The organism is Verrucomicrobiota bacterium (assembly GCA_027622555.1).
Classification (GTDB): Bacteria; Verrucomicrobiota; Verrucomicrobiia; order Opitutales; family UBA2995; genus UBA2995.
The window spans coordinates 1-10,651 of the sequence record JAQBYJ010000152.1 but is presented as its reverse complement, the minus strand read 5'-3'; the positions used below and the strand labels follow the sequence as shown (position 1 = coordinate 10,651).

The window sequence follows — 10,651 nt, the reverse complement described above, 5'->3', positions numbered from 1 at the left end:
AATACAGGCCAATTGTATGTAGTGTAATTGAACTCGATTTTAGGACAAAAACTAAAAAACGCGGCGATACCTATTCCCAATCTGTGCCACTGACCGACTACCTGCTATTACTACGCCCGCGTGAAGGCCACGACATCCGGATAGCATCTTCCAGACTTATGGTTCAGCCCGATCACTCAATGAAGTGGTATCGGGACATTTATGGAAATTCAGCAGGTGTACTCCATTTGAAAGAGTCGTCTGACATATTGAGTATCGAAAGTGAAATTGTCATCGAACACTACGAAAGCAATCCACTTGATTTTATAGTGGATGAACGCGCGGTCATCTTTCCGTTTCCATTCGAGCCAGGTGAACGCCTTGATCTCCTCCCCTACAGTAGCCATACCTGGCCCAACGACAGCCAAAGCGTAGGCAAGTGGGTGTCACGCTTCTGGGTGCCTGGTCAATCGATCGAGACCTTTGCTTTGCTTGACCAAATGAACAAGGCCATTGTAGCCGATTTTGGTTACGGCATGCGTGAAGAACCTGGCGTACAAAGCGCTGCGAAGACCTTGCAAATAAGAACTGGAAGCTGCCGTGATTTTGCCGCCTTGTTTATCGAAGCCTGCCGCTACCTGGGATTACCAGCACGGTTTGTAAGCGGTTATTTACACAATCCAGTTTCAACCCTCCCCGGCTCAACTCACGCCTGGTCGGAGGTTTACCTACCAGGAGCAGGGTGGATCGGATTCGACAACACAAGCGGACTCGTCACCGGCGCTTCTCATATCCCAACAGCTGTTCATCGCCATCCGGAGGCCATACCTCCGGTATCCGGATCCAACTATGGGGATGCTTTTGTTTCTTCGAACCTGCGGGTGGTCGTTGAAGTAAACGAGATTTAATAAGTCATGCCCTGCTTTGAGATCCCGATAAAAACCATTGAAGTGAAGGGGGGAATCCGATTATTTTGAATCCACCTATTCAGAAAATGAAATGGACGCGTCTAACTAAATACAATGGAAGGGATGAAATATTATGGGCTGGTTCAATAAACTCTTTGGTGGACCTAAACGGCTTTCAGACTACGAAGCTTCGGATAGCAAAAAGAAGAAAAGACACGTTCATTGGGTAAAACCGGATAATGCCATCGGGAAGAACCAGATGACGACCGAACAACGCATCGCGGCAACAGACAGCGAAGCGTTTTTTAAAAAAAGCTGCGAACGAAAAGGCTGGAATGTTATCGATTTTGAAGGCCCCTACCTTATTCCACCAGACACTGATTATTTGGAGTATTTCGAAACGTTGAGGAAGGAAAGAGGCAAGGACTCCACTTACAAGAACTGGATATTTGAATTCGGAAACGAAAACGGTTTCTTGCGCGGAGTTGGTGACAATGAGGGACGATTCAACTTTATTATCGATGCCTACAAAGGGTAAGGGGATACCCTTCCCAGGAAAAAGCCCTAAATCTTCTTCCAATTCAGTCAGATAGCATACAGACCAGCACAATCAAGACCCTATGGCAGTACCGGTCTTGGCCGACAGCGAAGCGAACAACAACCACAGGGTATAAAAGACGAAATAACAGCCCAGACTTTTATCAATCAGAGATACAAGTCATTTGTAGGAGGGGCTTTATGCCCCGATCGTTCTATAGCTGTACGATGAAATCGGGGCATAAAGCCCCTCCTACAGTTTTGAACACTCTGCGGTTTTCAAACTTTCCCTTCAGTCACCGACCCTGTAGCAAAGTCTACGGGGAAAAACAAGTTAACACACTAGTGGTACTGACGAATAATTTCCAAAAACTCTGGAAGTATCGTATCCGCCTTGGCTGGACCAATGCCCTTAATCTCCATGGCTTCTTCGGCTGAAGCTGGTTTTAGGGTGGCCAATTGTTGAAGTACCAAGTTAGGGAAAATTGTATAAGCGGGCACATTTCCCTTTTTTCGACGGATCTCATTGCGCTTTGAGACGAGTGCTTGAAAAAGGGATTCCTCGAACGTAAATCCTTTATCCTCCAAATTCGATTCTGATTTCGAAATTTTAACTTCCGGCCAGGCAAGTTCGGTCTCAACTTCGCCAAACATAACACGAGAACCAAACTCTGTTAATTGCAGCATCGGATATTCGCCCTCTGTCGTTTCTGTCAGGCCTTGCTGAGCCATGGCATCGAACAGATCGGAAACAAAGTTAGCAGTCAAGGTGCTCAGAATTCCCCAAGTTGGTAATTTATCAAGGTCTGCTTGCACTATCGTTTTAGCCTTACTGCCAACCAAACATTTTATAATCCTGTCACGACCGAACCTGGCAATCCACTCATGCTTGGTGTGCCGTTGAGACATGCGCGCAACGCCGCTCAACGCTTTTTTAAGAATGGTGGTTTCGTGCTCACTGAGAGGTCGCGTGGGAGAATCTACCATCAACATACAGGCATCACAACGACCACAGGGTTTGGAATTCATTTCACCAAAATACCGAAGTATCCACTGTTCGCGGCAAACCTTCGAGTAGGCCCATTGAATAACCTTGTTCAGCTTGGATTCATCGCGCCGTTTCTTTTCCGCCATGGCGGTCGCATCCAAGATCAGATCGCCGGGTAATACATCAGGTTTCAACAAACGCGTTCCCCTTACGCGGCTTCCCGGTACGTCGAAGCGTTCAATGATTCCCTGTTTACGTAAAATCCCTACAGCAGAACTGACCGACATGCCGTTCGTCTTCTTCCCCAAACGGTTGCTCAGCTCATCCATCGGCAACACCAGTTCGTGTTTGGTATCGGCCGCCGAGTGTAAATGCGCGTAGGTACTTTTGATCAATGACGCATCGGGATTCCCGCCTTCAATGAAAAAGTCCTGCACTCGTTTATCGGCGTACATGAATTGTAATTCGCAAAACCCAGGTTTGCCATCCCGTCCGGCACGGCCAGCCTCCTGATAAAACGCCTCAATACTTCCCGGCATCTCGTAGTGACAGACGAAACGAATATCAGAGCGATCGATACCCATACCGAATGCATTAGTGGCTACAGCCAAAGAGATCTCACCACTAATAAATTGATCTTGCGCCTTGCTTCTATCCCCATCGCTCAAGCCGCCGTGGTAAACCACGTGATCCTGATCATCTTCCTTCAGCCATTCGGAAACTTCTTCCACACTTTTGCGAGTTGAACAATAAATGATTCCGGTTTTATGAAGTTCAATAAGCCGACGAATCCGACTATATTTCTGAAGTTTGGTTTTCGGCTTTCGAAGGGTGAAGGTCAGATTCGGTCGCGAGAACCCGGAAACAAAAGACTGTGGTTTTTGTAAGCGCAGATTCGCACGTATATCTTCCTGAACCTCTGGAGTCGCCGTAGCCGTGAAGGCGGCACACAGAGGATGCCCCAGTGATTCCAATGCTTCGCCAAGACGTAAATAATCCGGTCGAAAATCATGGCCCCATTGAGATATGCAGTGAGCCTCGTCAACCGCGACCAATGATAGGTCGATACCCTTCAGTGAATCCGTAAACGAACGGGCGCGAAAACGCTCCGGAGCGATATAAATCAATTTAAGTTTCCTTTCTTTGAGCGCCTGCAAGGTTTCTTGCTGCTGAGGCCAGGATTGGGAACTGTTGATCATATCGGCCGCAATACCCTTGGCTTTCAATGCATCCACCTGATCTTTCATCAAAGCAATCAAGGGTGATATTACCAAGGTCACTCCTGGAAGTAACAAGGCTGGCAATTGGTAACAAAGGCTTTTCCCTCCGCCTGTTGGCATGATAACCATCGTATCCTGCTTGTTGAGAATCGCCTGAATGATTTCCTCTTGCGGATAGCGAAAGCTCTCGAGTCCAAAGTATTTTTTTAATGCATCCTGAGGAGACATGATCATACGTTCATCAATAATTTATATGCATTTATTGCAAGCACAGACATTCAAAAACAGGATTTTCAAGCCTCAAAGCTGCGTTTACTTGCCATTGAATCCATTGCTTGCCCATATTAAACCTAATTAAAATATGGAAGAAACCATCGAACGCAATTTGGGTTCACAACCTATCGCAGATCTGCTCCAAAAATTTTCGCTGAAGACTCACGATTTAGTAGCTGCGTCGGAAGAGCACATCACGCACAAAATGGTGACCAAGGCCTGCAAAGGCCGGAGGCTAACAAAAAACATTCAAAACAAAATGGTTCGAGCATTTAACAAAGCGACGGATAACAACTACAAAAAAGACCAACTGTTCAATTACTGAAAGTACCCGATTTAGATGAAATTATTTACCCATTCCAGATTCACAAGGATTGCGCTCCTAACAGCTTTTATACTCGGTTCATTGTTAAACGCTGATGCTCAAAACAGATGGTCCCGAAAAGCGAAAGAGACTTACTACCCATCCAGCATCGATAATTCGGAACAACCAAGCTTGGTATATGCACCTAAAGCCGATAAGGGGGACCGGCCTCTGCTGGTAGCCCTGCACACCTGGTCTGATGATTTCACACAAGAAGGTGGACAACCCCTATTCGGAGATTGGTGTATCCAAAACGACTGGTTCATGATCCATCCCAATTTCCGTGGTAAAAATCGCACGCCCAATGCCCTGGGCTCGGAACTCGCTGTAGCGGATATAGTTAGTGCGGTGGATTACATGAAATCACAATACAACGTGGACGAGAACCGAATCTACCTCGTCGGCGTTTCCGGAGGTGGGCACATGTCACTTCTCATGGCAGGTCGTCATCCAGAGATTTGGGCCGGTGTCTCTGCCTGGTGCGGCATTACGGACATTCAGGCTTGGTGGGAGCAAAAGTCGGCTTTTGGCCCAGAGCGCTACGCATCTGAGATCGAGAAAGCCTGTGGCGGAAAACCCGGAATAGACCTGGAGGCGACCCGACAAGCGCGTGCACGTTCTCCTCTTTCCTATTTGGAAAATGCTGGTTCGGTGAACCTCGATATCAATCACGGGATCGACGACGGTCGGAAAGGGAGTGTCCCTTTTACGCATTCGTTGAACGCATTCAATTTGGTGGTCCCGGAGTCGGATCGATTTAGCAAAGAGGAAATCAAGGTTTTCTATGACACCCAAAAAGCTCCTGCCGGACTACAAAGCGACAATTTAAATGATCCCATCTATGGAAAGAATAAGCCTGTTTTTCGTAAATCCACAGCCACCTCCCGGATCACACTTTTCAAGGGAGGTCACGAAATCGTTCACGAGGCGGCACTCAACTGGTTGAGCCTGCAAACAAAAGGTAAACCGGCCGTTTGGAAAGTCACAGAGCACATTAAAATAAGGTAACTTACCAAAGCGACCGCCTGAGAATTCTCGGAGTCAATTACGTACCCAAAGGTTGGTGTGAAAAACAATTATTGATGAGATTCAACACGATATGTGATGTTCTAATAACAAGCATCTTTCACCCAAAAGTCTTCACAAAAAAGGTCAGTTATCTTTTCATCATTGGCCACATGAGAAGCCGATCCACTTTGCTGGCACATGTAATTGGGAGTCATTCAGCAATAGATGGATACATGGAATTACACGGAATTTATCGATCAAAACGTGACTTGTATAGGATGCGTCTTAGACTGTGGCTCGAACTTAAATGGAAAAGCCCGCAATACTTATTGGATAGGATATTGCATAAAAGAAGCGATCCTTCCGAAGAATTCTTTAACGCCTATCCGATAAAATACATTTTTCTGATTAGAAAACCCATCGACACGATCCGCAGCGCACTTGTTTTGGGAAGAAAGGGTGGATTTGGCGAGTTTAGAGATCCAGAAAAGTTTACTCAGTATTACTTCGACAGACTAAAAGACATTAAAGAACTTGCTTACAAGCTACCTCGGGAAAATTGGATTCTAATCTTATCGGAAGACATAGTGAACGAAACCGATACAACTTTAAAACAGATAGAAAAGTTTTTGCATTTAAAGGAACCTCTCAGTCGGGAATATAAAATATTTCCCAAAACAGGAGCAACCGGCATTGGAGATTCATCTCAAAACATTAAAACTGGTAGAATATTAAAACAAACCTCAACTAGCGCTGAGCAAATAGAAATGGACGAAGCATTAGTTCAGAAGGCCGAGAATGCATACAAATCAATCATTCACTTTCTAGACCAATTAAAAGTACCATAAGAAGAGGAATCTCCCATAGCAGGGGTCGAAGAAGGCGGTAATTGGGTCGACGTTCATATTTCCTATTCTTCAACTGCTTCGGCTATTCACAATGGACATCTTCCGACTTCGACCATTTACACCTCAACTCACATTCGAACCAGCGGATTCTGCACAACGGATTCCATCCAAAGCTGCCGACACAATTCCGCCGGCATAACCGGCTCCCTCGCCACACGGATACAGGCGCTTTAGTTCAACGTGCTCACAAGTCTGGTGGACTCTAGGAATCCGAACCGGCGAGCTGGTTCGAGTTTCAAAGCCAAGCAAGTTTGCTTCAGCAGTTATATATCCGGGTTTGGATTTTCCAAATTGAGTGAGACCACGCTGCATTCGTTTGGTAATAAATCGGGGCATCATTTGATGCAGCGGAGCGGACACAATTCCAGGACGGTAACTGGTATCCGGCAAATCCTTTGATAATCGGTTTTTCAAAAAATCTGTCACTCGTTGTCCAGGAGCCTGCTGTTTTCCTCCACCTGCTTTCGAAGCAAGCACTTCCAGTGCTTTTTGAAAAGCCACTCCTGCTAACACCCCGTGTTCCTTTTGAAATTCAGCTGTGTCTTCGGGCTCCACCGTCACAACAATTCCACTATTAGCAAAGGGTGAATCGCGTCGAGCCAGGGACATTCCATTCACAACTACCTCATCATTTTCCGTTGCTGCAGGAACAATAAATCCTCCGGGACACATACAAAATGAGTGCACACCACGGCCATCGATCTTCGTAGCCAACTGGTATCGAGCCGCAGGCAAAATCAAAGGACGGTCTGTCTCCCGGGGAAAATGATATTGCATGCTATCAATCAACGACTGGGGATGCTCAATGCGAACCCCTACCGCAAAGGGAGTCTGCTCGATTAGAATATTTTCCTTGTGCAGAAGCTGATAAATATCTCGAGCACTGTGACCGGTTGCCAGAATAACTGCTTCACCAGTAAACGCTTCGCCGCTCGAAGTCTGGACTCCGTAAATCTGAACACCATCGGCCGACTTAAGTAGACCTACTACACGCCTTTCAAAATGAACCTCACCACCCATTTTAAGGATGGTTTTGCGCATAGCCATAACCACATTGGGGAGAAGATTGGATCCAATATGCGGATGCGCATCCGTTAATATGCGGTTGGGAGCTCCATGCGCTACCAATGTTTCATAAATAGTGCGAACGGGTCCACGTTTGGTCGCACGCGTATACAATTTTCCATCAGAAAAGGTTCCAGCACCTCCCTCGCCGAAGCAGTAATTGGAATCCTCGATGACTCGACCTTCACGCAGCAAAGGAGCCAGGTCGAACCGTCGACTCGAGGCGTCTTTCCCACGTTCGAGAATGATAGGTTTGAATCCTAATTCAATGGATCGAAGCGCTGCAAACATTCCGGCAGGGCCACAGCCAACAATGATAATCTTCCGTGCAACATCCGAAATCTTTTTGTATTGAGGTTTCAATTCCGGATCGGGCGGCAATGGTCCTTCCAACGAAACCTCGAGGCGTAACTGAATTTTGATGATCTTCTGCCGAGCATCAATGGAATGCTTTCTCAATCGAATGTCGGCAATTTCTTCTACCTCTACGCCCAATGCCAGGGCGGCCTCTTTTTTCCATTCCTCTTCGTTCTCGGAACAATCTAGCGACAGAATGACATCGACGGTTTTAAATGTGATCTCCTGATCCATATTCTATGAATGCCCGAATGCTTGTTGCGAAATGTGGTCTACCGGTGCGCAGCCACCCATTCAACTGCGGTCGGCTCCCCTTCGAGAAAACCCAATGAGGCAAGAAAGGTGTCCATAGCGGTGAAGGTGGATACAACGATCTCCTTGTCCGGAGACTTATCATTTCCCCAATTGAAAAAACCGTGGCTCTGATTTGCGAATACGTGCAGTTCACTACGCAGACCAAGCTCATGCATGCGCCTTTGATACTCCTCAGCAGTGGATACCGGAACCAATTTATCACTATCGCCAAAGAAAACGATAGCGGGCGGACCTTCCGCTTTCAGATTGTTCATCGGTGAAAAGAATTCCCAATAATCTTTGACCCTTTCATAGCCATAACCATCGGGACCGTTGTCATAAACAGGGTTAAACAAAACCAGCGCATCAGGCACAGGACTGACGTCGAGATTATTACCTGCATCAAAACGCTCCAGAGTAGCAGTCGCCGCGGCGACATGTCCACCCGCAGAACCTCCTCCGGCTGCAATACGCCGGGGATCGAGCCCAAGCTCTTTGGCATGGCTGCGCACATAACGCATAGCAGCCTTTCCATCCTCCACACACTGATACGGCAAAGCTCCGTGACTCGTCTTGGTACGGTAATCCGGGCAAATGACAATCATGCCTCGAGAGGCCAGATATTTGGCATGAACATAAAAATGAGCAGGAGTACCACCGTTCCAACCTCCACCAAAGAACAATACGATCCCCGGATAACTCCTAACCGAATCATATCCCTCGGGATAGAATAAATGGAGCTTCAACTCAGTCACTTCACCAGAAACCTTTTTATACACAATCGTATCGTCTGGAGATAGTCCGCCGCCCATCTCATTGCTGAAGGGTTGAGCAGTCGCCAAAAGAGTGAAAGCGAATAACAAACTACTAATTTTTATCAGAGGATTCATTTAACAGCTATTAAGGGCGGAGTCGTTTTTCAACGCGAGCACATTTGCGAAGCTTGCCGAAACATCAGCAATTCATTCCATTGCAATAATGCCGCTGGTTCAATCCACCTACAAACCACCTTTCCTCTTTCGATCTGCCCACCTACAGACCATCTATCCAGCTCTATTTAGAAAAGTTCCGCTGGTAACTTCAGATCGCGAACGTATTACTACCCCTGACGGGGATTTTTTGGATCTGGATTGGAACATCAAGAAATGCTCGAAACGACTCGTCATCCTTACTCATGGGCTCGAGGGAAATTCGCGGCAGGCTTATATGCAAGGGATGGCCAGAGTATTCAGTATTCAAGGGTGGAATGTTTTGTCATGGAATTTCCGTGGATGCAGCGGAGAGATTAATAGGTATTTGCAATCCTACCACAGTGGAGCCACCGAAGAATTGCAGACTATTCTTGGTCATGTATTCAAACGCGACCAATTTTCTGAAATCGCGCTTGTTGGATTCAGTCTGGGAGGAAACGTCACCCTGAAGTACCTGGGAGATCGTGCCGATAGCTTGGATACACGGATTAAAAGTGCGGTGGCCATTTCCGTACCCTGTGACCTGAAAAGTAGTTCCTTGCGGCTCGAAGACTCCCAAAACCGTATCTACATGGAACGTTTCATGAAGACCTTGCGGACAAAGATTAGAGAGAAGATGGAACGTTTTCCAGGTCAACTCGACGACACCAATCTGGATAAGATGAAAACCTTTCGCGAATTCGACGGAGGCTTTACCGCTCCCATTCACGGATTCACGAGCGCCGAAGATTACTGGGCCCGAAGCAGCAGCAAACCGGTCTTGAAAAATATCATCATCCCTACCCTGCTAATCAATGCAGCAGACGATCCTTTTTTAGCTGAGGATTGTTACCCCATGACTCTTGCACGCGAAAGTGATCGGTTTCACCTCGAAATTCCTTTCCACGGTGGTCACGTTGGATTTATTCAATTCGGGGAAAATAAAACTTACTACTCAGAACGAAGAGCTTTAAAATTTGTTGAGGAGCAAACAAAAAATTGATTTGATTCTTGAAACATGACTAAGCCTTTACACGTTTTACGGATAACCCAGCGGCTCTATTGCCCAGGAAACTGGGCCACTGTCTATGGTCTAATCGGAGGCGTCCCAATTCAGGCATGGAACCTCTCAAATGAAATTGGAAAATCAGGAATTTCGCAGACAATTCTAACTGGTAATTTTCGAGGCTATCCAAAGCACCGGGAGCATGTAGATTCAATAATAGTTCAAAGCCTGGGGATGCGGATTCCTCAATTTCTGGTGCCCAAAGTTTCCGGGATATTTTGGATTTTCCCCGCAGTGTGGCATCTTCTAAAAAGTAGAAAAAATTATGACCTGGTTCATATCCACTTCAATGATGGTATTGCGTGTCGTTTGCTTTCTTTGACTGCTCAATTCCTTAAATTACCAGTTGTTTTGTCACTCAACACAGAACTGTGGTGTAAGAGCAGGATTCGCAAATACATATGTAAGCGATCGTTCAATATTATTGAATGGATTGAATCGAAAAGCATACGGAAAGCTGATCAAATAATTACACTCACAACCCATAGTGCCGAGTACTGGAGTACGAAACTTTCACAGAATAGAAACAACACGAAGGTGATTCCAGATGGCTGCTAGACATTGAGTTGTTCGGGAAATCCATTGAGGAAGATAAAATTAAGGTTTTTCGAGATCAGCATCGCCTTCCAAACAACAAATCCATTGTGGCCTTCATTGGTAGGATTAGCTAGACCCTGTTCGAAAAGCCGCTGGTTGTCCGTAAAATGCGCATGATAAAGTTTTGGAAAACCAGT

The 10,651-nt window shown here is 46.3% G+C and carries 10 protein-coding genes; 6 read left to right on the top strand and 4 right to left on the bottom strand.

Going from position 1 to position 10,651, the window contains the following annotated elements:
* The first annotated feature begins 83 nt into the window (after positions 1 to 83).
* Both O3C43_22895 and O3C43_22890 read left to right on the top strand, forming a co-directional pair.
* Positions 84 to 887, top strand: coding sequence for a transglutaminase family protein (locus O3C43_22895; GenBank protein ID MDA1069337.1), 804 nt, complete (start codon positions 84 to 86; stop codon positions 885 to 887).
* A gap of 133 nt (positions 888 to 1,020) precedes the next feature.
* Positions 1,021 to 1,425, top strand: coding sequence for a hypothetical protein (locus O3C43_22890; protein ID MDA1069336.1), 405 nt, complete (start codon positions 1,021 to 1,023; stop codon positions 1,423 to 1,425).
* A gap of 341 nt (positions 1,426 to 1,766) precedes the next feature.
* On the opposite strand, the gene O3C43_22885 is transcribed toward O3C43_22890, so the two are convergent.
* Positions 1,767 to 3,860: a RecQ family ATP-dependent DNA helicase gene (locus O3C43_22885; protein ID MDA1069335.1), complete on the bottom strand. Its 2,094-nt coding sequence runs from the start codon at positions 3,858 to 3,860 to the stop codon at positions 1,767 to 1,769.
* A gap of 133 nt (positions 3,861 to 3,993) precedes the next feature.
* Here O3C43_22885 and O3C43_22880 point away from each other — a divergent pair, with 133 nt between their 5' ends.
* The 3 genes from O3C43_22880 (at position 3,994) to O3C43_22870 (ending at position 6,125) form a co-directional block, all read left to right on the top strand.
* Positions 3,994 to 4,230, top strand: a complete 237-nt coding sequence (locus O3C43_22880) for a hypothetical protein (GenBank protein ID MDA1069334.1) — start codon at positions 3,994 to 3,996, stop codon at positions 4,228 to 4,230.
* A gap of 15 nt (positions 4,231 to 4,245) precedes the next feature.
* On the top strand, positions 4,246 to 5,277 hold the full coding sequence (locus tag O3C43_22875) for a prolyl oligopeptidase family serine peptidase (protein ID MDA1069333.1): 1,032 nt from the start codon (positions 4,246 to 4,248) through the stop codon (positions 5,275 to 5,277).
* Positions 5,278 to 5,618: 341 nt separating this feature from the next.
* Entirely contained in the window at positions 5,619 to 6,125 is a 507-nt protein-coding gene (locus O3C43_22870; GenBank protein MDA1069332.1) for a hypothetical protein, read from the top strand.
* 123 nt (positions 6,126 to 6,248) lie between these two features.
* On the opposite strand, the gene O3C43_22865 is transcribed toward O3C43_22870, so the two are convergent.
* Together O3C43_22865 and O3C43_22860 are read right to left on the bottom strand one after the other, a co-directional pair.
* Complete coding sequence (locus tag O3C43_22865; GenBank protein MDA1069331.1) at positions 6,249 to 7,841, bottom strand: FAD-binding protein; 1,593 nt, start codon at positions 7,839 to 7,841, stop codon at positions 6,249 to 6,251.
* Between the two features lie 38 nt (positions 7,842 to 7,879).
* Complete coding sequence (locus O3C43_22860) at positions 7,880 to 8,791, bottom strand: alpha/beta hydrolase (GenBank protein ID MDA1069330.1); 912 nt, start codon at positions 8,789 to 8,791, stop codon at positions 7,880 to 7,882.
* An 88-nt stretch (positions 8,792 to 8,879) separates the two neighbouring features.
* Between O3C43_22860 and O3C43_22855 the strand changes: the two genes are divergently transcribed.
* Positions 8,880 to 9,854, top strand: a complete 975-nt coding sequence (locus tag O3C43_22855) for an alpha/beta fold hydrolase (protein ID MDA1069329.1) — start codon at positions 8,880 to 8,882, stop codon at positions 9,852 to 9,854.
* A 617-nt stretch (positions 9,855 to 10,471) separates the two neighbouring features.
* Here O3C43_22855 and O3C43_22850 read toward each other — a convergent pair.
* A partial coding sequence (locus O3C43_22850) for a hypothetical protein (protein ID MDA1069328.1) occupies positions 10,472 to 10,651 on the bottom strand: 180 nt, incomplete at its 5' end.

What these genes read in the sequence shown, in the direction of transcription:
- O3C43_22890 (MDA1069336.1), top strand. Translation starts at nt 1,021, where the DNA reads ATGGGCTGGTTCAATAAACTCTTTGGTGGACCTAAACGGCTTTCAGAC.
- O3C43_22885 (MDA1069335.1), bottom strand. Translation starts at nt 3,860, where the DNA reads ATGTCTCCTCAGGATGCATTAAAAAAATACTTTGGACTCGAGAGCTTT.
- O3C43_22880 (MDA1069334.1), top strand. Translation starts at nt 3,994, where the DNA reads ATGGAAGAAACCATCGAACGCAATTTGGGTTCACAACCTATCGCAGAT.
- O3C43_22875 (MDA1069333.1), top strand. Translation starts at nt 4,246, where the DNA reads ATGAAATTATTTACCCATTCCAGATTCACAAGGATTGCGCTCCTAACA.
- O3C43_22865 (MDA1069331.1), bottom strand. Translation starts at nt 7,841, where the DNA reads ATGGATCAGGAGATCACATTTAAAACCGTCGATGTCATTCTGTCGCTA.
- O3C43_22860 (MDA1069330.1), bottom strand. Translation starts at nt 8,791, where the DNA reads ATGAATCCTCTGATAAAAATTAGTAGTTTGTTATTCGCTTTCACTCTT.
- O3C43_22855 (MDA1069329.1), top strand. Translation starts at nt 8,880, where the DNA reads ATGCCGCTGGTTCAATCCACCTACAAACCACCTTTCCTCTTTCGATCT.